The sequence below is a fragment of the Bartonella sp. MU37NMGALS genome (genome assembly GCF_042194015.1).
Taxonomy (GTDB): Bacteria; Pseudomonadota; Alphaproteobacteria; order Rhizobiales; family Rhizobiaceae; genus Bartonella; species Bartonella grahamii.
The window spans coordinates 19,340-43,695 of the sequence record NZ_JBHIML010000008.1 but is presented as its reverse complement, the minus strand read 5'-3'; the positions used below and the strand labels follow the sequence as shown (position 1 = coordinate 43,695).

The 24,356-nt window shown below is 36.7% G+C and carries 18 protein-coding genes, 1 tRNA gene and 1 pseudogene; 11 read left to right on the top strand and 9 right to left on the bottom strand.

Features of this window, described 5'->3' with window-relative positions:
- Window position 1: 1 nt before the first annotated feature.
- Window positions 2-874 (top strand): LpxI family protein, encoded by an 873-nt coding sequence (locus ACFIJP_RS05930; protein WP_375626253.1) that lies wholly within the window; start codon window positions 2-4, stop codon window positions 872-874.
- Window positions 867-2,063: a lipid-A-disaccharide synthase gene (gene lpxB / locus ACFIJP_RS05925; RefSeq protein WP_375626252.1), complete on the top strand. Its 1,197-nt coding sequence runs from the start codon at window positions 867-869 to the stop codon at window positions 2,061-2,063. The genes ACFIJP_RS05930 and lpxB overlap by 8 nt, the downstream gene beginning before the upstream one ends.
- A 20-nt stretch (window positions 2,064-2,083) precedes the next feature.
- Here the strand turns inward: lpxB and ACFIJP_RS05920 are convergent, their stop codons facing one another.
- The 7 genes from ACFIJP_RS05920 to gltX (ACFIJP_RS05890) all read right to left on the bottom strand — a co-directional run bounded on the left by ACFIJP_RS05920 (window position 2,084) and on the right by gltX (ACFIJP_RS05890) (window position 10,150).
- Entirely contained in the window at window positions 2,084-2,857 is a 774-nt protein-coding gene (locus ACFIJP_RS05920; RefSeq protein ID WP_375626250.1) for an amino acid ABC transporter ATP-binding protein, read from the bottom strand.
- Between the two features lie 79 nt (window positions 2,858-2,936).
- Entirely contained in the window at window positions 2,937-3,644 is a 708-nt protein-coding gene (locus tag ACFIJP_RS05915; protein WP_375626248.1) for an ABC transporter permease, read from the bottom strand.
- Window positions 3,641-4,363: an ABC transporter permease gene (locus ACFIJP_RS05910; protein ID WP_375626246.1), complete on the bottom strand. Its 723-nt coding sequence runs from the start codon at window positions 4,361-4,363 to the stop codon at window positions 3,641-3,643. Before ACFIJP_RS05910 ends, ACFIJP_RS05915 begins: the two co-directional genes overlap by 4 nt.
- Before the next feature lie 79 nt (window positions 4,364-4,442).
- A complete protein-coding gene (locus tag ACFIJP_RS05905) occupies window positions 4,443-5,195 on the bottom strand; it encodes a transporter substrate-binding domain-containing protein (RefSeq protein WP_375626244.1) in 753 nt (250 codons plus the stop codon).
- A 491-nt stretch (window positions 5,196-5,686) separates the two neighbouring features.
- Window positions 5,687-6,439, bottom strand: coding sequence for a transporter substrate-binding domain-containing protein (locus ACFIJP_RS05900; RefSeq protein WP_375626242.1), 753 nt, complete (start codon window positions 6,437-6,439; stop codon window positions 5,687-5,689).
- Window positions 6,440-7,161: 722 nt separating this feature from the next.
- Complete coding sequence (gene gltA / locus ACFIJP_RS05895; RefSeq protein WP_375626240.1) at window positions 7,162-8,457, bottom strand: citrate synthase; 1,296 nt, start codon at window positions 8,455-8,457, stop codon at window positions 7,162-7,164.
- A gap of 262 nt (window positions 8,458-8,719) precedes the next feature.
- Entirely contained in the window at window positions 8,720-10,150 is a 1,431-nt protein-coding gene (gltX, locus tag ACFIJP_RS05890) for a glutamate--tRNA ligase (RefSeq protein ID WP_375626239.1), read from the bottom strand.
- Between the two features lie 112 nt (window positions 10,151-10,262).
- On the opposite strand from gltX (ACFIJP_RS05890), the gene ACFIJP_RS05885 reads away from it, so the two are divergent.
- From ACFIJP_RS05885 to gltX (ACFIJP_RS05855), 7 genes are all read left to right on the top strand, one after another.
- Window positions 10,263-12,527, top strand: coding sequence for a ComEC/Rec2 family competence protein (locus tag ACFIJP_RS05885; protein ID WP_375626237.1), 2,265 nt, complete (start codon window positions 10,263-10,265; stop codon window positions 12,525-12,527).
- A gap of 482 nt (window positions 12,528-13,009) precedes the next feature.
- On the top strand, window positions 13,010-13,714 hold the full coding sequence (gene rpiA / locus ACFIJP_RS05880; protein WP_375626235.1) for a ribose-5-phosphate isomerase RpiA: 705 nt from the start codon (window positions 13,010-13,012) through the stop codon (window positions 13,712-13,714).
- A 105-nt stretch (window positions 13,715-13,819) separates the two neighbouring features.
- Complete coding sequence (locus ACFIJP_RS05875) at window positions 13,820-14,389, top strand: DUF2059 domain-containing protein (RefSeq protein WP_375626233.1); 570 nt, start codon at window positions 13,820-13,822, stop codon at window positions 14,387-14,389.
- A gap of 204 nt (window positions 14,390-14,593) precedes the next feature.
- Window positions 14,594-15,985, top strand: a complete 1,392-nt coding sequence (gene gor / locus ACFIJP_RS05870; protein WP_375626232.1) for a glutathione-disulfide reductase — start codon at window positions 14,594-14,596, stop codon at window positions 15,983-15,985.
- Window positions 15,986-16,053: 68 nt separating this feature from the next.
- The gene (locus ACFIJP_RS05865) at window positions 16,054-17,433 is read left to right on the top strand and encodes a class II 3-deoxy-7-phosphoheptulonate synthase (RefSeq protein WP_375626230.1); all 1,380 of its coding nucleotides are present in this window, start codon (window positions 16,054-16,056) and stop codon (window positions 17,431-17,433) included.
- 123 nt (window positions 17,434-17,556) lie between these two features.
- Window positions 17,557-19,218 carry an NAD+ synthase gene (locus ACFIJP_RS05860; RefSeq protein ID WP_375626229.1) on the top strand — a complete coding sequence of 554 codons (1,662 nt, stop codon included), beginning with the start codon at window positions 17,557-17,559 and terminating at the stop codon, window positions 19,216-19,218.
- Between the two features lie 10 nt (window positions 19,219-19,228).
- Complete coding sequence (gene gltX, locus ACFIJP_RS05855) at window positions 19,229-20,602, top strand: glutamate--tRNA ligase (RefSeq protein ID WP_375626227.1); 1,374 nt, start codon at window positions 19,229-19,231, stop codon at window positions 20,600-20,602.
- A 58-nt stretch (window positions 20,603-20,660) separates the two neighbouring features.
- Here the strand turns inward: gltX (ACFIJP_RS05855) and ACFIJP_RS05850 are convergent, their stop codons facing one another.
- Window positions 20,661-22,064 carry a DEAD/DEAH box helicase gene (locus ACFIJP_RS05850; RefSeq protein WP_375626225.1) on the bottom strand — a complete coding sequence of 468 codons (1,404 nt, stop codon included), beginning with the start codon at window positions 22,062-22,064 and terminating at the stop codon, window positions 20,661-20,663.
- Window positions 22,065-22,209: 145 nt separating this feature from the next.
- The gene (locus ACFIJP_RS05845) at window positions 22,210-22,983 is read right to left on the bottom strand and encodes an NAD kinase (RefSeq protein ID WP_375626223.1); all 774 of its coding nucleotides are present in this window, start codon (window positions 22,981-22,983) and stop codon (window positions 22,210-22,212) included.
- A 263-nt stretch (window positions 22,984-23,246) separates the two neighbouring features.
- On the opposite strand from ACFIJP_RS05845, the gene ACFIJP_RS05840 reads away from it, so the two are divergent.
- Together ACFIJP_RS05840 and ACFIJP_RS05835 are read left to right on the top strand one after the other, a co-directional pair.
- Window positions 23,247-23,323, top strand: a tRNA-Arg gene (locus tag ACFIJP_RS05840).
- 551 nt (window positions 23,324-23,874) lie between these two features.
- Window positions 23,875-24,298 (top strand): annotated as a pseudogene (locus ACFIJP_RS05835) (YbfB/YjiJ family MFS transporter).
- Window positions 24,299-24,356 lie beyond the last annotated feature (58 nt).

Sequence of the window (24,356 nt, the reverse complement as noted above, 5' to 3'; positions counted from 1 at the left end):
AATGCCTATTTGGGGAGCCAGAAGTTTTCTTTCCGGCCGTACTGCTATTATAGCAGGAAATGGTGTTCTACCGATTACTGTTGCGCAGGCTCTTGAGAAGAATGGAGAGAATCCTTTTCTTGTGCTTTTGCGTGGTGAGGCGGATTCTGTTCTTTATCGCTATGAGCATTGCGAGCTATCAATTGTGGAGTTAGCGCGACTCATTAAAATCTTAAAAGAGGCTAGAATTTATAATGTTGTTTTGGCAGGTGGTGTGAAAAAGCGCCCACTTCTTAAACAATTGCGACTGGACTGGACAACATTTTTAGCTCTTCCTAAGTTAATCGGAGCTTTGAAGAGAGGGGATGATGCGTTATTAAAAGCTTTTATACGGATTATTGAAACGTATGGTTTTCGTGTTGTTGGTGCTCACGAGATAGTCGCAGATCTTTTAGCTCCCATAGAGTTTGATTTAACAGTGCGGCGTGCTACGCGAAAAGAGAAAAAAGATATTTTTTTAGCAGCAGAAGCAGCAAAGCTTTTAGGTCAATTAGATATCGGGCAAGCCGTTGTTGTTGTCCAAGGAAGGGTGGTTGCACTGGAGGGCGCTGAGGGAACTGATAATATGTTGTGGCGTGTTTGTGAAATGCGAGAAAGAGGGCAAATTCCCCTTAAAGGTGGCGTTCTTGTAAAATGTGCAAAACCACAACAGGATAATCGCGTTGATTTACCATCAATTGGGCCCGCGACAATAATGAATATTACAAAGAGTGGTTTATCTGGTGTTGCAGTGGAGGCAAATAGAAGTCTAATATTATCGGTGAAAACAACAATAGAAAAAGCCAACAAATATTCTCTATTTATAGAGACATTTGAAAAGTTTGGTCATGAATAATTGTTTCTTAAAGATTGCTGTGGTTTCAGGGGAGGAATCTGGTGATTTACTTGCGTCTGATTTGATTTCTTGTTTATCACAACAGATAGGATGCGATATTCATTTGATTGGTGTTGGGGGGAGGCATTTAAAGGCATTAGGTTTAAAAAGCTTTTTTGATTCCCATGATATTGCTTTAATAGGTATAAAGGAGGTGTTTAAAAAACTACCATTATTGTTGCTACATATTCGCAATTTATCCAAATTTATTGCACAAGAACAACCTGATTGCCTCATTATTATTGATAGTCCTGATTTCACGCATCGTGTTGCAAAAAAGGTGCGCGTTTTAGCGCCTTCTATTCCGATCATAAAATATGTCGCACCAACCGTTTGGGCCTGGCGTCCAGAGCGCGCTAAAGCTATGCGCAAATTTGTTGACCATGTTTTAGCGGTTTTTCCTTTTGAAGAAAAGATTATGCAAGATTTGGGTGGTCCTCCCACGACCTACGTTGGACATCGTCTTTTGACATATCCTCCCCTTTTGATAGTTCAGTCAGAAAAAAAATGCCAATTAGAACAAAGAAATTTGATCGATACACAAACATCATCGCCTACATTAGTTATTTTACCAGGATCACGCAATTTAGAAATTCATTCCTTAATGCCTATTTTTCGAGAAACAGTAGAGATTCTTGTACAACGTATTCCTCATTTACGTATTATTTTACCAACCTTACCACGTTTAGCGGATAAAATTCGTGATTTTGTACAAGGCTGGAAAAGCAAAGTGGAAATTGTAGTTGGTGAAGATGCAAAATGGCGTTCTTTTGCACAAGCAGATGTTGCACTTGCAGCATCTGGAACGGTTTCGCTTGAATTAGCATTAGCTAAAATTCCAACGGTCCTTTGCTATAAACTTGATCGTTTTTCTAAATTCTTTATTTTCCCTAAAATAATTTTATGGAGTGCAGCTCTTCCCAATATTATTTCTGATAAGCCTATTGTACCGGAATATTTTGATGAATTTCTACGCCCAGGCATGTTAGCAAGACAAGTAGAAGAACTTTTGTTTAATCCTTTAATACGACAGGCACAACTCGATGCCTTTGAGATGGTAGAACAGAAAATGAAAACTGAAGTACCATCGGGGGTTGTTGGCGCACAAACAATTATCACTCTTTTAAAAAGCAGGAATAAAATTGTATAAATAAAGCAATATGTTAATAATTAATATTTAATTTTAGCCAGAAAATTACAAGCACGTTGGCTTTTAGGATTAGTAAAAAATTCTTCAGAGGCTGTATCTTCAATAATTTTTCCATTTTCTAAAAAGAGTATTCTTTCTGAGACTTTACGTGCGAAGCCCATTTCATGGGTAACACAAAGCATTGTGATCCCTGTATCGTCCAATCGAGCCATCACGTCTAAAACTTCTCCCACACTTTCTGGATCAAGAGCAGAGGTTGGTTCATCAAAAAGCATAACTTCAGGTTCCATACAAAGTGCACGGGCAATCGCAACACGTTGCTGTTGCCCACCAGAAAGTTGTAAGGGATATTTTTCACAGTGTTTTTCAATACCAACATGCGTTAAGTAACGAATTGCCCGTTCTTGTGCTTGTTGTTTAGAAAGTCCTTGAACTGTCATAGGTGCTAAAATACAATTTTGTATAACGCTCATGTGGGGAAATAAATTAAAGTTCTGAAAGACCATTCCTATTTTACGAAGAACACTCTTTTGCTGTTGTATAGGAGCGGTATGGATATCAACATTATGGATACAGATTGAACCTTTTTGTGCTTGTTCTAATTGATTAATACAACGGATTAACGTTGATTTTCCTGATCCAGATGGTCCACAAATAACGATATGTTCACCAGCCTGAACATTAAAGTTGATATCATGTAGGACCCGAAAGTTTCCATACCATTTATTTAGATTTCGAATAGAGATCACAGTATTTTTACAGGGAGAGATCGATTTATTATTTTTCAAATTCATCTTATTTTATTCTTTCATTGATGAATAACTTGATTAATTCAACATTTTTGTTTGTGAAGTTTTTTATGATCATTTTTATTTACCGTAAATATCGAGTGAGGCGCTGTTCGATAAAAACAATAAAACGATGAATGAGTTCAACGATAAAGAGATAGATAAGAGCAGCCCAAACGTAAACTTGAAAATCGAAAGTCCGTGAATAAGTGAGTTTAGCAACCCCCATTAAATCATAAACAGTAATAAGTGAGGCAAGAGCACTGGATTTAATCATTAAAATCAACTCATTTCCTAGGGGGCGTAACGCTACAATCATTGCTTGTGGAAGAATAACTCTAAAAAATGTGACAGAGTTACTTAGACCTAAAGCTTTTGATGCTTCACGTTGCCCAGTTGTTACGGATAGAAAACTTCCTTTAAAGATCTCAGATTGATAGGCAGCAGAATTGAGAGTAAAAACAAAAAGACAACAATACCACGCGTTTTGAAAAAACCACCACAAACCAACCTGTTGCCAGAAGTCATTCATTGAACCAAGTCCATAATAAAAAAGGAAGAGTTGAGCTAATAAAGGAGAGCCACGGAAAAAATAGACATAAGCATTTGCACAATACTGTAAAAATGTATTTTTTGATAAACGTGCAAAAGCGATAAGCATACCAAGAAAAAAACCAAGAGAACAAGAAATAGAAACAAGCTCAACAGTAACAGTAAAGCCATTAATAAATTTTGGTCCATAATGACTTAAAAGATCAGGATTGAAAAGGAAATAAAGCCACTCAGGAATCATTGACGTAGCACCTTTTTATAGCCTATTTGAGTGTATGTTTCTAAATGGCGTAAGATTGCAGCAAAAACCGCTGAAAATAACAAATAGAGTAAGCATGCTACAAGATAAAATAGCATGGGTTTATTGGTAGCAGCGACAGCTAAATTCGTTTGTCGCATGAGGTCAACAAGTGCGATGGTTGAAACAAGGGATGTATCTTTCAGTAAAGTAAGCCAATTATTAGAAAGTCCTGGCAAGGCATTTCGGATGAGCTGAGGGAAGACAATACGAAAAAATGTGGTTGACTGTGAAAGGCCTAAAGCTTCAGCCGCTTCATATTGGCCTTTATCAAAAATACTAAATGCTCCAAGCCAAACTTCACAAGAAAAAGCTGCAAGAACCATACTAAGTGCAAGAACACCAGCAACAAAAGCATTGATACTGAACATGATTTCAAAATTAAAATAGTCAAAGACATTTTGAATAAGGCTTTGTAACCCGTAGTAAACTAAAAACAAAGTTAAAAGTTCTGGTAGCCCACGAAATACCGTTGAAAAGAGGCGTGCCATAGCTTTGGCCATCTTAATATTGGATCGAATCATCACTGCATTTAGAAGACCTAGAGGAAGTCCTAGAAGTCCACAACATAATGCCAATGACAATGTCATTCCTGCACTAGAAAGTATAACCGCCCCCCATCCACCATTGCTAAATGATAGCAATGCTAAATTTTCAATCATTTTTGTTTTCCTCATGAAAGAGTTAGATAATATTTTTTAAAAATAACTAGCAGGTTTCATTTAAATATCATATTGATATTTAATAGACATCACTTGTAAAATATTTGCTCATAATTTTCTCATAAGTTCCATCCAAACGGATTTCTTTTAGCGCCTTATTGAACTTATTTTTAAGATCATTATTATTTTGACGCAGTGCAATTGCAACAGGAAATTTTGTTTCTTCTAGAGTTCCCAAGAGGAGACAGCAATCTTTTCCTTCATTTTTAAGCCAATTTAATGCTTGTAATTTATCAACAATAATCACATCAAGTCGATGATTTAAAAGGTCACGATTCACTTCTATTGTGGAAGGGTAGAGTTTGATTTTCACCTCTTCAGAAGCATAATGATCTTCTGCATAGAAAGCTTGTGTTGTATTTGATTGTACACCAAGATTTTTACCTCTAAAGTCTTGTGTTGAGATTTCTTTAATTCCCGAAGCTTTGGTAACAATAACAGCCAGTGCTGTATCGTAGTAAGGATCTGTGAAGTCAATTTTTTGTAAGCGCTCTTGTGTGAGAGAAAGGGAGGCAATGATAGCATCATATTTTTTTGCAATAAGTCCAGGGATCATTCCCTCGAAATCTTGTGTGACAACAGTACACTCAACATTCATTTTTTTACAAAGTGCATAAGATATATCAATATCAAGTCCCTGCAATTTATTATTTGAGTCAATATAACTAAAGGGAGGGTATGTGCCTTCACTCGCAATTTTTAATGTTTTCGCATCAGCCAATTGGGTGAATAGTGCGGCGCTTATTATAAGAGCTCTTGCTAATAGTTTCATGATGTTCTCCTATTGGATAAGCGGGAAAATATGAAATCACTATGTTTTTATAATCTGTAAGCTTTTTTGGAGCAATTCAAAAATTTATTGATGTTTATTTTAGATCATTATGTTGGACATTATTATCAAAAAAATTATCTTTTTTATTGATAAAAAAAGAATAAATATCTTATTGCTTGTATGATAGCTTAATTTTCATGAAATGATTGATTTGAATCATTTCATGAGTAAAAACTGAGGATTTTTCTTGAAAATAAAGCTATTCAATTTGAACATAAAGAAAAAATTAGATTTTGATACCATAAAAATACAATCTTATTGTTGTCATTATATTCTATAAAACGTTTAGATATCGAGCAACAATTAAAATTATTTTGATAAATGTAAATTTTCTTATAAAAATGCCGAATTCCCAATTACATTTGCATGCCCAATAAAGAGTTTAAAATATTCCTTAAATATAAAGACTGAATTTTAACTCATAGTGATATCTAATCAATATTGAAAGTAAAATATTTTTTCATAATTTTTTCATAGGTTCCATCAGCACGGATTTCTTCTATTGCTTTATTAAAACTGTTTTTAAGATCGTTATTATTTTGACGGAGTGCAATTGCAACAGGAAAATTTGTTTCTTCTAGAGTTCCTAGGAGGATACAGCAATCTTTTCCTTCATTTTCAAGCCAATTTAATGCTTTTAATTTATCAAAGATAATGATATCAAGCCGATGACTTAAAAGATCACGATTAGCTTCTATTGCTGTAGGATAAAGTTTGATATTCACTCCTTCAGAGGCATAATAATCTTCCGCATATGCAGCTTGTGTTGTATTCGATTGTACTCCAAGATTTTTACCTCTAAAGTTTTGTGTTGAGATTTCTTTAATCCCCGAATTTTTGGTAACGATAACAGCGAGTACAGTACTGTAGTAAGGATCTGTAAAATCAATTTTTTGTAAGCGCTCTTTTGTAGGAGAAAGGGAAGAAACGATAGCATCGTATTTTTTTGCAAGAAGACCAGGAATCATCCCCTCGAAGTCTTGTGTGACAATAGTACATTCAACATTCATTTTTTTACAAAGCGCATAAGATATATCAATATCAAACCCTTGAAGTTCGTTATTTGAGTCAATATAACTAAATGGCGGATAAGAGGCATCGCTTGCAATTTTCAGCGTTTGAGAATTGGCCGATAGGGTAAACAGTGTTGCGCTTATTATAAGAGCTCCTGCTAATAATTTCATTATGTTCTCCTATTAGATAAGCTGGCAAATATGAAACCATCATGCATTTTTATAATCTGTAAGCTCTTTTGGAGCAATGTAAAAAATTTATCTGCGTTCATTTTGCTATCATTATGCTGGATATCATTATCAAAAAAATGATTTATTTTTATCAAGTATGGGAATAAAAAATACAGGAAAAAAGTACACCTCTTGTTGATTATATAATGATTTTTAATAATTTTACTTAAAAAATCAACAAGTTAGATTTAAAAGGAAAACTATTAACTTAAATACGAAGAAAATTTCAGCTCTTAACAGGACAAAATGTAAAGTATTTTTATTCTAATCTACTTGAAGAGAGATAAGAAGTTTTGGCATTTTAAAGAAGCACTTAATGTAAGCCTTTTGCAATTTTATCTGGAGAAGATAGAAAGTAAAATTGTTACATTGCTAGATTTTAATATGCAATAAGGTTTTTAAACACGAGGGAATGACAGGAAATACACTTCCATTAAAGATAATGAGAATTATAAGGTAAAATTTTCAATTTCTTTTTGCTAAATGTTTGGCTAACTTGCAGAAGAGTATTCTCAATTTAAAACTTAGAATTTTAATTTTTATGATGATGTTACCTCTGTAGAAAGAGTTTTAAAATCACGTTTTATAAAAATTCTCAAAGGATATTTTTGGATTATTTTCAATAAAGCTTCAGTAAACTAAAGCTTTATTGATTTCTTTTTTTAATTTGCACGTTCATCTATAGGAACATAGTCACGCATAGCATAGCCTGTGTAGAGTTGTCGAGGACGACCAATTTTTTGTGCAGGGTCTTCAATCATTTCTTTCCATTGAGCCACCCACCCGACACTGCGTGCCAATGCAAAAAGAACAGTAAACATTTCAGTTGGAAAGCCTAGAGCTTTTAATGTAATACCGGAATAGAAATCAACATTGGGATAAAGCTTTTTCTCAATAAAATATTCATCACTTAAGGCAATTTTTTCAAGTTCTATTGCAATATCAAGAAGCGGGTCATCTTGAATGTTGAGTTCTTTTAAAACTTCATGACAGGTTTTTTGCATGATTTTTGCACGTGGGTCATAATTTTTATAGACACGGTGCCCAAAGCCCATAAGGCGGAAAGGATCATTTTTATCTTTTGCACGTGCAATAAATTCAGGAATTCTTTCAATAGAACCTATTTCTTGTAGCATTTTTAAACATGCTTCATTGGCACCACCATGTGCTGGTCCCCAAAGGCATGCAACACCTGCTGCAATACAGGCAAACGGATTAGCACCCGAGGATCCAGCAAGACGTACCGTAGATGTAGAAGCATTTTGTTCATGATCTGCATGAAGGATAAAGATTTGATCCATCGCCCGAGCAAGCACAGGGTTTGTTTTATATTCCTCACAAGGAACAGCAAAGCACATACGGAGGAAATTTGCAGCATAACTAAGATCATTACGTGGATAAACAAATGCTTGTCCGATACTGTATTTATAGGCCATAGCAGCAAGCGTTGGAACTTTTGAGATAAGACGAACAGAAGCAATCATTCTCTGGTGAGGATCTGTAATATCAATAGAGTCGTGATAGAACGCAGACATAGCGCCAAGGCAGGCAACCATGACGGCCATAGGATGAGAATCACGGCGGAAGCCATGGAAGAAGCGTGCAAACTGTTCGTGTACCATGGTATGCTGCATAATACATCGATCAAATTCATTTTTTTCTTGCTGTGTTGGAAGTTCACCATAAAGTAAAAGATAACAACTTTCGAGAAAGTCTCCTTTCTCAGCCAATTGATCAATAGGATAACCACGATAAAGCAATATGCCTTTATCACCGTCGATATAAGTAATTTTTGATTCACAAGAAGCTGTTGAAGTAAAACCAGGATCATAAGTAAAAATATCGGTTTTTTTGTAGAGAGAAGCAATTGCAATGACCTCAGGTCCAATCGTACCTTTACGCAAGGGAAGCTCTACTTTTCTATCATTCACAATAATATATGCGTTACTCTCAGACATTCGGTATTCCTTTCAGATCCTTCACTTCTAAAAATTAAGACTCTGCTTCATCAGAGTGGGGGATGTATAACTGAAGCTTTTCTTACTTATATTAAGGGTAGATTGCCTCCAAAAGTGAGTACATGCAATCTAAAAATATTCCCTCATTGATCATTATTACTCAATAAAAAATGTATTTCAATGATATAACATAAAAAACTCTTTTAGGGCGCGTTGAGATATCTCTATAGATCCCTATTTGAGGAAATATACTCAGTACACATCATGGGCATATTGGTGTGATAAGTTGGTCCTTGATGCGATGAAGAGCTTCATCGCGTCCTAATAAAATAAGAACATCCAAAACACTTGGTGATGTTGCACATCCTGTAAGAGCTGCGCGAAGTGGTTGGGCGATAGATCCAAACTTGAGATTCTGCGTTTGTACACAAGAGCGAAGTGTTTCATCTAGGTTTTTTGTATCCCAAGAGGGGCAAGCTTTCAGGGCAAGATAAAGATCGTTTAAAATGGTTCGTCCATTTTTATCCAAGAGCATTTGTGCTTTTTCATCAAGTTGTAAAGGTCGTTGTGTAAAAATGAAGGAGGCATTGTCAATCAGTTCGCACAGTGTTTTTGAACGTTCTTTCAAATGCGGGATTGCTTTTAAAAATTGAACACGGCGTTTTTCATCAAGTCTTTCAATAATTTGTGCTCCCCTATCGGTTTCTGGTAGAATATTAAGAGCGGCATCAAAAAGTTCTTGATCATTACTCATGCGCATATAGTGTCCGTTGATGGAATCGAGCTTTTTGAGATCAAAACGAGCAGCACCTTTGTTAATATCTTCAATGTCAAACCAAGAAATCATATCTTTCAGTGACATCAGTTCGTCATCACCATGACTCCAACCTAAACGGACAAGGTAATTACGCAAAGCAGCAGGAAGATATCCCATTGTTCGGTAGGCATCAACACCGAGTGCACCATGTCGCTTTGATAATTTTGCACCGTTTTCACCATGGATAAGAGGAATATGGGCCATAACAGGAATGTCCCACCCCATTGCATTGAAGATAATTGTTTGGCGTGCTGCATTTGTAAGATGATCATCACCGCGTATAATATGTGTTACACCCATATCATGATCATCAACGACAACAGCATGCATATAAGTAGGCGAACCATCAGAACGCAAAATAATAAAGTCATCGAGATCTTTATTAGGAAAACGGACATCACCTTGAACACGATCATGTACAATCGTTTCTCCATCTTGAGGGGCTTTGATGCGAATAACAGGCTTAACACCTTTAGGAGTTTCAGAACTATCACGGTCGCGCCAACGTCCATCATAACGTGGTGGGCGCCCTTCTGCACGGGCTTTTTCACGCATTTCAGCTAACTCCTCAGGTGAAGCATAGCAATAGTAAGCTTTGCCGTTTTTGACCAACTGTTCGGCGATTTGGCGGTGACGTTCAGCACGTTCAAATTGCGAAATAGGGGCGCCATCATAATTAAGCCCCATCCAGTGCAAGCCATCTATAATAGCTTTTACAGCTGCTTCTGTTGAGCGCTCTCGGTCTGTATCTTCAATTCGTAAAAGCATTTTTCCACCGGTATGTTTTGCATAAAGCCAATTAAAAAGAGCAGTACGAGCACCACCAATATGAAGGAAGCCAGTGGGTGAAGGGGCAAAACGAGTAATAACAGACACGAATATTTTCCTTTAAACTAAGATATTTCTTATGGAACTTTATAGAAAAGTCATGTTAGCATAGGTGACGGGGTGTGCAATAGCCATATTGCGAGTTAAAGTGGGGGGGCGGATGTTTTATCAAAGTAAAGTTAAAGAGGGTTTATCCGAAAAATCTGTTACAGAAAGAAAAAAGCCATGCAAAATAGGGCAGAGTGTTTTTTCTAGATATGATGATGCAAAGAACGGTAGCTATAACCAACAAAAACTTTTTTTATTGACATTCTTAAAAGAAGTAATCATTTTTTTTCGCAAATGGTTAGAAGATTGTATTAGTAAAGAAGTTTCTTTTGGTATCCTTTTTTCGCTGATTTTAGTCTTTTTTGCCCTAGGAATCATTTTGTATTTTCATTTAGAGTGGGAACCAAGTTGGGGACAATTGGGGGCGTTGGTCAGTATTTTTCTGGGAATATTCTATGTTGCACGTTTTTATCGAAAAATATGGATTCCCGTGGGATTTCTGTTTTGTATTATATTGGGTGCTTTAGCGGCAAAAATAGAAACGTGGCGTATTGCAACACCCATGTTAAGCAGTGACATTGTCACTACATTGACGGGAAGAATTGTTTCTATTGAGTCAGGCGCCAAAGGAGGATTTCGTTTAGTTTTGGATGTTTTGAGTACAGAAAAGTCCATATTATGCCATAGTCTTCATCGTATTCGTTTATCGGCAAGATATTTGCCATCTGGCTTAGAAATTGGTGATGGACTATATGGGAAAGTTAAGATTCGTGCATTTTCTGGGCCAGTGCGTCCAGGAGGCTACGATTTTAGTTTTCATAATTATTTTAAAAGAATTGGGGCACAAGGCGTTTATTTAGGAAAACCAAGAAAAATATCGGTTTCGCAGCCTGATGGAATATTCGCTATCATTCTACAGAAAATTGAAAATTTACGCACGAAGATGACACAAAGAATCCGTATGGCCCTTGAAGGAGAAAAGGGGAGTGTTGCTGCTGCTCTCATAACAGGGCAGCGTGCTGGCATTTCAAATGAGACAAATGAAGCATTACGTACGGCTGGATTAGCCCATATTTTATCAATATCAGGTTTACATATGGCGTTGTTAAGCGGCATAGTTCTTTTGAGTATCCGTAGTTTTTTAGCATTTTTTCCAGTTTTTTCTTCCTATTATTCCAGTAAAAAATTTGCTGCTATCGTTGCGTTTATGATAACAGCTTTTTATTTGTTATTGTCGGGCTTAGCAATATCAGCGCAAAGAAGTTTTGTGATGATTGCTGTTATGTTGGTTGCTATATTGTGTAATCGCTCTGCTATAACAATGCGTAATTTTTCTATTGCAGGGTTGATAACTCTGGCGATTACACCCCATGAAATATTAGGTCCTAGCTTTCAAATGTCCTTTTCTGCGACTGCTGCTTTGATCGCTTTTTTTGATTGGTGGAGTGGAAGATCATTTTTTCGTAAAAGAAAAACAACCCCCTCTTATGTTGGAGGAGGAGTGATAAATTTTGCTTTCTTATCGATACTTTCAACATGTGCTTCTTCCCTTGTTGCAGGGAGTGCAAGTGGAATTTATGCTGCTTATCATTTTTCTAATACGGCATCTTTGAGCGTTATCAGTAATGCTTTTGCTTTGCCTGTCATCTCAATTTTCGTCATTCCTTTTGGATTAATTGCAGTTCTCGCAATGTTAGGAGGATTCGAATGGCTCCCCCTTCAAATTATGGGGTTTGGTGTTGATCTTGTGATAAAGATTGCGCTTGCGATCAAGGCTATTTCTCCTGATTTGAATCCTGATTTTATGCCGTTATCTGCGTTGGTTTTATTGAGTATAGGCTTGGTTGGACTGACTTTTTGCAAAACACCCATCCGGCTCTTTTTTAGTTTGTTTATTTTGGCTGGTATTTCTATTTGTGTAATGCATTCACCTATACAACTGATTATAGCAGATAATATGCGTCTCGTGGGCGTTATCCATGATAAAAAATTATATATTGACCGTTACCATATTTCTAAGTTCACGACATCCATATGGAAAAAGTCATTTCGTGTGAATGAAACGATTAAACCAACAAAATATGGTCCTTCTTTGCACGGACAATTTATTTGTGATTATCATGTATGTACGTCATTATTAGAGAATGGATTAAAAGTAGTTGTTTTACAAAGAGAAACAGATCAGTGTGTAGAGGCAGATATTCTCATTCAGACATTTGTAATGCGTAATCCAACATGTTATAGGAAGGCAAAAATAATATTTACGCCTCAACAATTGTTATCACGAGGAAGCGTTATGATGACCAAAGGTGGAGATATTATTTGGTCTTCGCCAGGGTTTCATAGACCATGGAATATGCACAGACAGCATTCATAAAAAAATATAATCTATCATATTTTGCTTCACATTTGGATAATGACAAAACAAAAAATAATAGAAGACTTTTCTGATAAAATTTTGCGGTATTTAAATTAGTAAGTTTATCAAAGTCATTAAAACGGGATAATAATCTAGAGTTTTCTAGAAACAGATGATTTTTATATCTAATCATTTTAAATTTTTCAAAAAAAATTAAGATGCACATCTTTGTGCATCCTATTGATAGCACAAGATAAATCAAACATTCTTATTGAATGAGAAAAATGCTAACAAATTTTCTCAAAGAAATAAAAAAGATAATTGTTGATTATTCTATTTTATTCTTATCATATATTTCTATAACGAGTAACATCTCTTCAAGCAAAAGATGATGGTAAATTTAAATAGATTGCGTCAAGAGGTTATCTTTTATTATCATTATTATCGGTGGTAATAGGGATGGTAAATGTTGCTTATACGGATAAAAGGCAAAGTCATTCATGGATGTTCAGCAGTTAAAAAAAATGGCAGCTATTAAAGCGCTTGAATTTATTGAAGATGATATGCGGCTTGGTATTGGATCTGGTTCGACAGTCAATGAATTTATTCGTCTTCTTGGTGAGCGTGTTGCGGATGGTTTGCGAGTGACTGGTGTTGCTACTTCACGATATTCTGAACAACTCTGTCGTAAGTTTGGAGTGCCTGTTAGCACTTTAGAACAAATACCTGAATTGGATCTTGATATTGACGGAGCAGATGAAATTGGTCCTGAGATGATGCTCATTAAAGGTGGAGGGGGGGCATTGTTGTATGAAAAAATTGTAGCATCGGCATCTCGTGCAATGCTTGTCATTGCTGATGAAACAAAGGTGGTAAAACGACTTGGTGCTTTTGCACTACCAATTGAAGTTAATCCATTTGGTATCCATACAACATGCAGAGCCATCGAAAAAGTCGCTGATGATTTAGGGCTTTCTGGAGAAATTGCATTGCGAATGAATGGAAAAAATCCTTTTGAAACAGATGGTGGTCATTTTATTCTTGATGCATTTTGGGGCTGCATTTTGCAACCAAAACCATTATCGGACGCACTTCTTTCCATTCCTGGTGTTGTTGAGCATGGCCTTTTTTTGGGATTGGCTTCACGTGCAATTGTAGCTATGGCTGATGGTCAAACAAAAATTTTAGAATCTTTTGATTTTTAGAGAAGACAGTTTCATGACGATATGTTAGCACAGTAAAAAAAGATCTTAAAGATTTTAGATAGAAAACGAATTAAAATTATAATTAGCGATCGGGGTAATCATTAAATGAGAATAATATTTTCTTTTCAGCGTTTTGTCGTATATTTTGGTGCAATTGCTATTTTTATTGTGAATATTGGAATGGCTTATGCACAAGGTGTGAGCGATCAACATTTAGCTTCAGCTAGAAAGGCTATAAGTGCCATTCACGCAACGGATCAGTTTGATAGTTTTTTACCAAATGCGGTAGACGATCTTAAAACTGCACTGATGAGGGATGATCCAAATTTGGCAGAGGCAATTTCTGATATTGTTGATAAGCAGGCGCTTGCTTTAATTAAAAGGCGCTCTGATCTAGAAAAAGAGATTGCTCATGTATATGCAAAATATTTTACTCAAAAAGAGCTTGATGCAATAACAGCATTCTACAGTTCTGATACCGGTAAAAAGTTTTTGACAGAAGTCCCCAATATCGCACGTGATTCTTATTCAGCATTTGATGTATGGCGTTCTGCGCTTATGCGGGATCTTGTAGAAAATGTGAAAAAAGAGATGTCTGAAATACTTAATTTGAATAAGTCTACTATGCCTACAAATATGCCTATAAAATCAGAATCTTCAGAAAATAAAAAATAGCTTGATTAATATCATGACAACCAATGGGCAATTTCTGATTTTTTAAATAGCGGCGGTTTTCCCGCCGTTTTTAATATTTTAATGAGAGTAGGTCTTTTTAGAATACGGCTTTATAAAAAATGCTTCTTCAAAAGAAAAAAAGACTTTCATTTGATAATAAATGATCTTAGCCTATTCTTGCAGATACATAAGAAGGAATAATTCGTGGGCTCTTTTGACTTTGATTTATTTGTTATTGGAAGTGGTTCTGGTGGAGTGCGTGCAGCACGGCTTGCTGGAGGACTCGGTAAGCGTGTTGCTATAGCAGAGGAATATCGGATAGGGGGCACTTGTGTTATTCGTGGTTGTGTTCCCAAAAAACTTTATGTTTATGCATCACAATATGTAAAAGAATTTAAGAAAAGTATTGGTTTTGGGTGGGAATATGCGGATCCAATTTTTAGTTGGGAAAAGTTGGTTGCGGCTAAAAATAAAGAAATATCAAGGTTAGAAGGGCTGTATCGTAAGGGATTAGAGAATAACAATGTGCATATTTATGAAAGTCGTGCTACTTTTGTAGATGATCACACATTAGAGCTTTCTGCCACGGGTGAGCGGGTAAGTGCAGAAAAAATTTTGATTGCAACAGGGGCAAAAGTTGCACCAAATACTTCCATAGAAGGCGGTGGATTTTGCCTCACTTCTAATGAGATTTTTGACCTTGATCAACTCCCAAAATCAATAGTCATTGTTGGTGGAGGGTATATTGGTGTTGAATTTACTAATATTTTTCATGAATTAGGTGTAAAAACAACGCTGCTCCATCGTGGTGATTTAATCCTTCGTGGTTTTGATCATGATTTGCGGCAATTGCTTAATGATGCAATGATTGAAAAAGGGATTTCTATTCTCTATGGCGTAACAATTTCTAAAGTGCAGGCTGCAGAAAATTGTTATGAAGTTATTTTATCAAATGGGCAAACGATTAGTGCTGATCAGATTATGTTGGCTACGGGGCGTGTACCAAATACAACGGGTTTAAGACTTGAGCGGGCAGGTGTTCAAGTGGATGAATTTGGTGCAGTTGTTGTTGATGAAAGAATGACAACAAATATACCCCATATTTGGGCTGTTGGTGATGTAACAGGCCATATTCAATTAACACCTGTAGCGATTCATGATGCAATGTGTTTCGTGAAGACTGCGTTTGAGAATATTCCCACGACACCTGATTATGATTTAATTACGACGGCAGTTTTTTCTCAGCCAGAGATTGGAACAGTTGGTCTTTCAGAAGAAGATGCGGTACGTTGTTATAAGCGTCTTGAAATTTATCGTACAGTTTTTCGTCCTATGCGTAATGTTCTTTCTGGGAGTTCAGAGAAAATGCTTATGAAACTCATTGTTGATGGTGAAAGCCGTATTGTTGTGGGTGCTCATATTTTAGGGGAAAACGCTGGTGAGATGGCACAGCTTATAGGGATAGCTCTCAAAGGAAAGCTGACGAAGGATATCTTTGATGAAACGATGGCCGTGCATCCAACGATGGCAGAAGAATTGGTAACGATGTATAAACCAAGTTATATATATGAAAATGGGAAGAAAATAGAAAGTTAAACAGCATATATTGCGGTAAAAAGCTTTTGATATGCCAATCTTTAAGATTAATCTTTAGCGAGAGTGTAATGATAAAAGAATGGGCGCCTGACTCCTGGAGAACAAGGCCAATTAAACAAGTTCCGACTTATCCGGATAAGTCTATGTTAGAAGATGTTGAACGAAAACTGAGAAGCTATCCTCCTTTAGTTTTTGCCGGTGAAGCACGTGATTTAAAAAATGAATTAGCAGCCGTTGCAAAAGGACAAGCTTTTTTATTGCAAGGTGGTGATTGTGCCGAAAGCTTTGCAGAACATGAAGCTGATAATATCCGTGATTTTTTTCGTGTATTTTTGCAAATGGCGATTGTTTTAACCTTTGGTAGTTCTAAACCAGTTGTTAAAATTGGTCGTATTGCTGGTCAATTTGCAAAGCCTCGCTCTTCTGATATCGAAAGCAAAGAGGGAGTTGAATTTCCTGCTTATCGTGGGGATATTATTAATGGCATTGAATTTGAAGCCGGTTCTCGTATTCCAGATCCGCAACGGATGTCTATGGCTTATCGCCAATCTGCGGCAACACTTAATCTATTGCGTGCTTTCTCACAAGGTGGCTATGCTAATTTAGAAAATGTTCACACATGGATGTTGAGTTTTGTTTCTAACAGTCCGCAGGGGGAACGTTATGAATTATTGGCAGAGCGTATTTCTGAATCAATTGATTTTATGCGTTCTATAGGGATTACATCCAAAACACATTCTTCATTGCGTGAAACATCTTTTTATACCAGTCATGAAGCACTTTTGCTTGGTTATGAAGAGGCTTTGACTCGGATTGATTCAACTTCAGGAAATTGGTATGCAACATCCGGTCATATGTTATGGATTGGTGACCGTACACGTCAGATTGACCATGCTCACGTTGAATATTGTCGCGGCATTAAAAATCCTATAGGATTAAAATGTGGTCCTTCCATTGAACCTGATGAGCTTTTAAAATTAATTGATATTTTAAATCCTGAAAACGAACTGGGGCGGCTTACTCTCATTACGCGCTTTGGTTATGATAAAGTTGAAAGTTATCTGCCTAAACTCATCCGTGCCGTTGAACGTGAGAAGCGTGCGGTTATATGGTCATGTGATCCAATGCATGGCAATACAATTACTGCCAATGGTTATAAGACGCGTCCCTTTGATTATGTTTTAAAAGAAGTAGAGAATTTTTTTGCAGTGCATCGTGGAGAGGGAACTTATCCAGGAGGTATTCATATTGAGATGACAGGTCGTGATGTTACTGAATGTACAGGAGGGGCGCATGCTATTTCTGTAGACGATTTATCTGATCGTTATCATACGCAATGTGATCCACGGTTAAATGCAGATCAAGCGTTAGAATTGGCTTTTCTTGTTGCTGAACTCCTTAAAAAAAATCGTGCGAATGATTCGTTAGGAATTGCTGCTGGTGGGTAGGAAAAATTTGCCTAATATACTTTTAGGTCATTATGGCAGAAGAGAATTTTTAAAAAAGTGATATTTCCTGATGATGAAGAATAAAGTTGTGGTTGCTAAACTGATGAAATGATACAAAGGCTTATGAAAAATGATTTTCGGGTATCAATTGCCCAATTAAATCCTATTGTTGGTGATATTGAGGGGAATTTTTCTTTAGCTGCCATGGCACATCAAAAGGCCAAAGAAGAGGGGGCTGATCTTGTTTTATTCACGGAACTTTTTATAAGCGCTTATCCGCCGGAAGATCTTGTTCTAAAACCTGCTTTTACAAAAACATGTGAAGAGACTGTTAAGAAATTAGCAAAGATAACCGTAGGTGGACCAGGAATTGTCATTGGTCTTCCATTAAGACGCAATGGCAATATTTACAACGGTGTCATGCTTCTTGATGAAGGGCGAGTCATTGCCGAAAATTTGAAGTTTGATTTACCTAATTATGCTGAATTTGATGAAAAGCGTTTATTTTCTTCAGGCCCACGACCTGAGCCTCTTATCTATCGTGGGGTAGGACTAGGAATAGTGATTTGTGAAGATATTTGGAATGATTCTTCACTTTGTGCGGAGCTTGGTAATAAAGGAGCGGAAATTATTCTTGTCCTTAACGGATCTCCCTACTATCGTAATAAAACCTTAAAACGTATAGATGTTGTTCATACGCAAGCTCTACGATCTGGGGTACCAATTATTTATGCTAATCAAGTTGGTGGTCAAGATGAGCTCGTTTTTGATGGCGGGTCTTTTGCCTTGAATGGAGAAGGAAAAAAGATATTTCAAATGAAGCACTTTGATAGCCATATTGCTTTGAGCCATTGGCAAAAAATAACGACGGGATGGCACTGTATTTCAGGTCCTAATGAAAGTCTTCTCAATGGATTAGCGGCCGATTATCAAGCTTGTGTTTTAGGGTTGAGAGATTACGTTAATAAAAATCGCTTTAAGGATGTTATTCTTGGTCTTTCAGGAGGAATTGATTCAGCCCTGTGTACGGCAATGGCGGTGGATGCTCTTGGCTCTGAGAGAGTTCGCACCATTATGATGCCCTATCATTATACTTCACAAGAATCGTTAAAAGATGCTAAAGAGTGTGCACAACTTCTAGGATGTCATTATGAAATAATACCGATTGAGCAACCTGTTGAAGCTTTTTTGAACGCAATGGCGCCAGTTTTTTTAGGGTTGCCGTCTGATGTGACAGAAGAAAATCTTCAAAGCCGTGTACGTGGGACTATTTTAATGGCACTTTCCAATAAATTTGGCTCAATGGTAGTGACAACAGGCAATAAGTCGGAAATGGCTGTGGGATATGCAACACTGTATGGTGATATGAATGGCGGGTTTAATCCTATTAAGGATATTTATAAAATGCAGGTTTATGCATTAGCTGAGTGGCGCAATAAAAATCACTTGCACAATTTGAAAGGACCAGAAGGAATTGTCATTCCATCCAATATTATAGAAAAAACGCCTTCTGCAGAGCTGCGGGAAAATCAAAAAGATGAAGATTCTCTTCCGCCTTATCCTATTCTAGATGATATCTTGCAATCTCTTATAGAAAATGACATGAGTATTTGTGATATTATTAAACGTGGGTATTCACGGGAAACTGTTGAGAAAGTTGAACAGCTTCTTTATGGTGCCGAATATAAAAGACGACAATCTGCACCCGGTGTAAAAATCAGTTACAAGAATTTCGGACGCGATCGTCGCTATCCCATAGTCAATCATTTTCGCGATAAAAATTGAGTATTATTTTATGGTTAAAGTTCGTTTTGCTCCCTCTCCAACAGGTTATATTCATATTGGCAATATCCGTATTGCGCTTTTCAATTGGCTTTATGCGCAAGCGTATAAGGGAGAATTTATTTTGCGCTATGATGATACAGATGTTGAACGTTCTAAACAAGAATATATCGATGCTATTGCTGTTGACCTTGAATGGCTTGGTATTCAACCAGATTCAATTTATTACCAATCTAAGCGATTTAATCGATATGATGAAGTTGCGGAAATTCTCAAACAACGCGGGCTTCTTTATCCCTGTTATGAGACTGCAGAAGAATTAGAGCGACGTCGTAAAATCCAGCTTTCACGCAAATTGCCTCCTATTTATAACCGTGCAGCATTAAAATTGACAGCAGAAGAGAAAAAAAACTTTGAATCTCAAGGTCGTAAACCCCATTGGCGTTTTCTTCTTCCTAATTTTGAAAGTGATCCTTTACAAACAAAGCGAACAGAAGTTTGCTGGAATGATGCAATAAAGGGAAAGCAGACGATTGATTTGGCTTCTCTTTCAGATCCTGTTCTTATTCGTGAAGATGGAAGCTATCTTTATACATTGCCCTCTATTGTTGATGATGTAGATATGGCTATTACGCATATTATTCGTGGGGATGATCATATTACAAATACAGGCGCTCAAATTGCTATTTTTAAAGCTCTTAATGCAGAATTACCGGTTTTTGCTCATACCAATTTATTGGCGACAGTTTTAGGAAAAGGATTTTCAAAACGTAACAATGATCTTTCTATTAGTTCTCTAAGGGAAGAAGGATTTGAATCTATAGCTGTTCAATGCCTTGCCGTTTTGATTGGGACATCGCAAAATGTGCATCCCTATCCTAATCAAGCAGCGCTTTTAGAGCATTTTAATCTCCAAGATACGTCAAGATCCGTTGCAAAATTTGATATTGCTGATCTTCTTGCTTTGAATAGTCATCTTGTCCATGAGTTAACCTATGAAGAAGTAAAAATGCGCCTTAAAAAACTTTCTATTGAGGGAGATAAGGCGGAATATTTCTGGAACGCGATAAGAAACAATATTAATAAAGTCAATGATGCTGTTTTGTGGTGGAAAATCATTCATGATGAACAGAATTTTGATACAGTGGCACTAGAGGATCGTGTATTTGTGCGTCAATCACTCGATTTCTTACCTGAAGGTGCTTTGAATGAGGAAAGTTGGAAAATTTGGACAACAGCATTAAAAGAAAAAACAGGTCGGAAAGGAAAAGCTTTATTTATGCCATTACGTCAGGCACTTACAGGCATGGATCATGGACCTGAAATGGGAAAAATTTTGCAGCTTTTAGGGCGTGAAAAGGTAGCAGAAAGACTCTCTAGGAAATAAGAGCGGCTTTTTTTAAGCATTTCGTTCATTTCACTCTTAAAGAGAGTAAAGAGCGAATTTATTTACACGTTTTTATAAGCATGAAAGCAGGAATATCATCACCAAATCCAAGGGGCGTGTAATTCTTATTTTTTCGTGGGCGTTGTTGCTCAGATGGCTTCTCTTTATCATTTGCATTTTTGATACATTCTGTTTCATTCTCTTCTACAGATTTTTTAGTGTGAGCAACAGGCTCTTTTGGAGCAGTTTTCTTTGGTGATTTTGAAGATTTTTTCTTTACAACAATATCTTCTGTTTGATCATCGGCTATTAAAGTTGAGAGATCTCCATTGAGCCATTCAATTTTTTCATTACTCATTTCCTCAATGGCATTGATATATTTTTGATCAGCTTTTGTGACAATTGTAAAAGCTTTTCCGCTACGATTTGCACGCCCTGTACGACCAATTCGATGAATATAGTCTTCAGCATGTGTGGGAACGTCATAATTGAAGACATGGCTTACGGCGGGGATATCAAGTCCACGGGCGGCAACATCAGATGCAACAAGAAGTGTGAGTTTATTGTCTTTAAAATCGGCTAATGTGCTCATGCGCGAGTATTGGTCCATATCTCCATGAAGCGCACCTACACTAAAATTATGTCTGATGAGAGATCTAAAAAGTTCAGAGATATCTCTTTTCCGATTACAGAAAATAATAGCGTTTTGAAGTTCTGCACCTTCATTATGAATAAGTTCTCGCAAAACAGCTCTTTTATCCCATGACTTACTTCCCGATTTGACGAGCCGCTGTGTAATTGTGGTTGCGGTTGAGGATGCTTTTGTAACTTCAACAGAAACAGGAGAATGTAAAAATTGCTTTGTTATTTTTGCAATTTCTGGCGCCATTGTTGCAGAAAAGAACAAAGTTTGACGTGTAAAAGGAGTTAGCTTACAGATGCGTTCAATATCAGGAATAAAGCCCATATCCAACATGCGATCAGCTTCATCAATAACAAGGATTTCAACGCCCATCAGGAGCAGTTTACCGCGCTCGCAATGATCGAGAAGGCGCCCTGGTGTTGCTATAAGAACATCAGCTCCCCGTTCAAGTTTGCGATCTTGGAGTTCAAAAGAAACTCCACCAATCAAAAGAGCAACATTTAAACGATGATTTATTCCGTATTTGTCGAAATTTTCTTCAACTTGAGCTGCAATTTCCCGTGTTGGTTCTAAGATGAGCGTACGGGGCATTCGTGCTCTTGCACGACCTTTTTCAAGGAGAGTGAGCATAGGCAATACGAAAGAAGCGGTTTTACCTGTTCCCGTTTGGGCGATTCCTAAAACGTCTTTTCTTTGAAGGACATGTGGAATTGTTTCACTTTGAATAGGTGTTGGAGCTGTATATCCCGCTGATTCCACCGCATTAATAACTTTTGCGGAAAGACCTAAATCAGCAAAACTGTTTAAAGATGGTATCATTTTTTTATCAATTGCTCTGTGATTTTAACTGCGCTATCTAAATGATAATTATAACCAATATTCTATACTCTTAAGAGTGTTAAGATGTTTTCACAAAAAAACTAACTATAACAATCATATACACATAAAAAGCATAATACAATCATTAATAGCGAAATTGTTCTGATAAAATGCGCTCATCCCATGAATGATTTGAGTCAAAAAGGATTGAAGCTGTTACTTCTGTTGCCATTGAAATAGTAACTGAATGGACAGATTTAACTTCAATATTATCTGCAGCAGCGTTGACAGGGCGTTTGTCAGGTTCAAGCATATCAAAGCGCACTATTACTGTATTGGGAAGCAAAGCTCCATGCCAACGCCGAGGGCGAAAAGGGCTAACGGGAGTGAGGGCCATAAGGGGGGCCATAAGAGGTAAAATAGGTCCTTGTGCTGATAAATTATAGGCGGTCGATCCAGCTGGTGTAGCGACGAGGACACCATCACAACTTAATTGTTCCATGCGTACTTTGTTATCAATAGTGATGCGAATTTTTGCGGCTTGATAAGATTGCCGAAAGAGGGATACTTCATTAATTGCAAGCGCCTCGATAGAATCTTGACATTCAGATTTTGCAATCATGCGCAGGGGATGAATTTCTTTTTTATGTGCGACAGCAATACGATTGGGCAATTTTTTTTCATGAAATTCATTCATAAGAAATCCTACAGAACCTTGATTCATGCCATAAATAGGTTTGCCTGTGTTCATGACGTCTCGTACGGTTTGTAACATTGTCCCATCACCACCGATTGCAACAACAATATCAGTTTCTTCCAGAGAAGAATGACCATAAACGGAAATTAATTTATGGGTAGCTTTGATAGCGTCCTCAGTTTCTGCGGAAATAAAATGAAAGCGACTTGGTAATGTAGTCATTTAAAAATTATCCTGATACTTATAATGTATGTTGTAATTTATTTTTGAGAGTTTTGAAGTTGTAACAAAAGCTCTTTTTATAATAAAAAGAGCATTGAATAAAGAGAAGTTATTTCAAGGTAAAGTATCATTGAAAAGTAAGAGGAGTGCATCGTTAGATAAGTTACAAACAAGTAATTTTTTTATTAGAATGATAATTTAGCATTGAAGCTAAGAGTATGATTAGTTAAAAGACCATAACTGATTTTAATAATCAGTTTGAAGCACCCGTAGCTCAGCTGGATAGAGCGCTGCCCTCCGAAGGCAGAGGTCACAGATTCGAATTCTGTCGGGTGCACCAAATTCTTCAACTGCATATCATTCTAAATAACAATATTACCAAAAAAGAAGCTAATTTCCTCTTTCATGAAAATGGTCCATTTGAGTTGTTTATTAAGTTTTATAGCGAAGAAGAAAATGATTTTAAGAGAAGTAAGATTTACGGTTGTGTACATAACTTCTCGGTTAGTCATTTTGAATATCGAGATAAAAAAGCAAGATTATCTAAATATGCTTTCAATTTAACTATAAAACATTTATAACATAAAAATACATAATTAATTCAATATGTTATTGTATAATTGATCTGGCATTTTTGACAGTAGATCGCTAAATATGTTGTTTTGAGCATTAAAATAGATAGCTAAATTTTCTTTTATTCTATTTTTCGAGCTAAAGGCTTTTATGGTGAGATGGAACGCGGATGAGGAATATCACCAGTTAAAGGAATAATAATGGGGATAAAAATAATCGTCAAAATTTGAATTGTTTCAAAACGCTGTATTCGGTATGGTTATTATGGTTTTGAGAATGGGTATCGGGTGATTTCTCTATACACCAATATTGCCAGTTATGTTGGATGAGGGATTGTTTACCTTTAATCAACTTTTTTATATAGCTAGCGCTAATTACGGTGGTTATTTAGTTGGGAGTATGTTCTTTACGTTTGGCAGAATTCGGAATATATCTCTTGCTCCTCACATGCTATCTTGTGCAGCTATAGTAATGAGTGCACTTATTATTTCCATGGCGTTAACACTTGATCCGTTTTGCTTCTCGTGTTGCGAGTGCAGCAATGGTGGTTTTGGGTTCTATTATGGTCATGCAGCATAGCCATAATGGGTGGATTATTGCTTCGCTTTATGCAGGTGCAGGAGTTGGTATTCTATTAGGTAATGAATATGTTATTATTAGTTTGAACAGGGCGCGTGATGCGACAAACATTTGGTTTGAAGTATGCTATTCTTTAAGCGCATGCAATTTATGTTATCGATAATTTCAAACGATTACGTTTTTAACAATGCGATTTGTGTGTGATAAAAACGTATCATAAA

Excerpts from the sequence above, each read along its gene's own strand:
- ACFIJP_RS05930 (WP_375626253.1), top strand. The coding sequence starts at position 2 with ATGCCTATTTGGGGAGCCAGAAGTTTTCTTTCCGGCCGTACTGCTATT.
- lpxB (WP_375626252.1), top strand. The coding sequence starts at position 867 with ATGAATAATTGTTTCTTAAAGATTGCTGTGGTTTCAGGGGAGGAATCT.
- ACFIJP_RS05920 (WP_375626250.1), bottom strand. The coding sequence starts at position 2,857 with ATGAATTTGAAAAATAATAAATCGATCTCTCCCTGTAAAAATACTGTG.
- ACFIJP_RS05915 (WP_375626248.1), bottom strand. The coding sequence starts at position 3,644 with ATGATTCCTGAGTGGCTTTATTTCCTTTTCAATCCTGATCTTTTAAGT.
- ACFIJP_RS05910 (WP_375626246.1), bottom strand. The coding sequence starts at position 4,363 with ATGATTGAAAATTTAGCATTGCTATCATTTAGCAATGGTGGATGGGGG.
- ACFIJP_RS05905 (WP_375626244.1), bottom strand. The coding sequence starts at position 5,195 with ATGAAACTATTAGCAAGAGCTCTTATAATAAGCGCCGCACTATTCACC.
- ACFIJP_RS05900 (WP_375626242.1), bottom strand. The coding sequence starts at position 6,439 with ATGAAATTATTAGCAGGAGCTCTTATAATAAGCGCAACACTGTTTACC.
- gltA (WP_375626240.1), bottom strand. The coding sequence starts at position 8,457 with ATGTCTGAGAGTAACGCATATATTATTGTGAATGATAGAAAAGTAGAG.
- ACFIJP_RS05885 (WP_375626237.1), top strand. The coding sequence starts at position 10,263 with ATGTTTTATCAAAGTAAAGTTAAAGAGGGTTTATCCGAAAAATCTGTT.
- rpiA (WP_375626235.1), top strand. The coding sequence starts at position 13,010 with ATGGATGTTCAGCAGTTAAAAAAAATGGCAGCTATTAAAGCGCTTGAA.
- ACFIJP_RS05875 (WP_375626233.1), top strand. The coding sequence starts at position 13,820 with ATGAGAATAATATTTTCTTTTCAGCGTTTTGTCGTATATTTTGGTGCA.
- ACFIJP_RS05865 (WP_375626230.1), top strand. The coding sequence starts at position 16,054 with ATGATAAAAGAATGGGCGCCTGACTCCTGGAGAACAAGGCCAATTAAA.
- ACFIJP_RS05860 (WP_375626229.1), top strand. The coding sequence starts at position 17,557 with ATGAAAAATGATTTTCGGGTATCAATTGCCCAATTAAATCCTATTGTT.
- gltX (WP_375626227.1), top strand. The coding sequence starts at position 19,229 with ATGGTTAAAGTTCGTTTTGCTCCCTCTCCAACAGGTTATATTCATATT.
- ACFIJP_RS05850 (WP_375626225.1), bottom strand. The coding sequence starts at position 22,064 with ATGATACCATCTTTAAACAGTTTTGCTGATTTAGGTCTTTCCGCAAAA.
- ACFIJP_RS05845 (WP_375626223.1), bottom strand. The coding sequence starts at position 22,983 with ATGACTACATTACCAAGTCGCTTTCATTTTATTTCCGCAGAAACTGAG.